The organism is Streptococcus mitis, from assembly GCF_001579035.1.
GTDB lineage: Bacteria > Bacillota > Bacilli > Lactobacillales > Streptococcaceae > Streptococcus > Streptococcus mitis_J.
In genome coordinates this window covers 1-347 of record NZ_KQ970337.1, presented here as the reverse complement: position 1 = coordinate 347, position 347 = coordinate 1, and the positions used below count along the sequence as shown (strand labels likewise).

Here is a 347-nt window from a genome sequence, read left to right as displayed (position 1 = left end):
AAATGGGAAAACGTCTCGAACTCTACATGGAAGACGCCCTTTCTTGATGCACCCAGTTCAACACCAAGTCCTACTAAAAACCCTTCCTGGACTGGCTCAATCCTTTGGTTCTATCATTGATGCTTTGAGCTTCCCTGACGCTATCGCTACTCTCTGTGGCGATGATGTCTGTCTCGTCATCTGCGAAGATGCAGAAGCTGCTCAAAAATGCTTTGAAGAATTGAAAAAATTCGCTCCACCATTTTTCTTTGAAGAATAACAAAATCCCGTGTCTGATGAGGCACGGGACTTTTTAGCTTCTTTACTGAGATGGATTTTCCTTTTTAGTTCGTGCCAACCTGAAGGCA

1 pseudogene is annotated in these 347 nt (G+C 43.8%); it reads left to right on the top strand.

Annotation, left to right across the window (positions count from 1 at the left end):
- Positions 1-259 (top strand): annotated as a pseudogene (locus SMIDD26_RS10965) (arginine repressor); the annotation flags it as partial.
- Positions 260-347 lie beyond the last annotated feature (88 nt).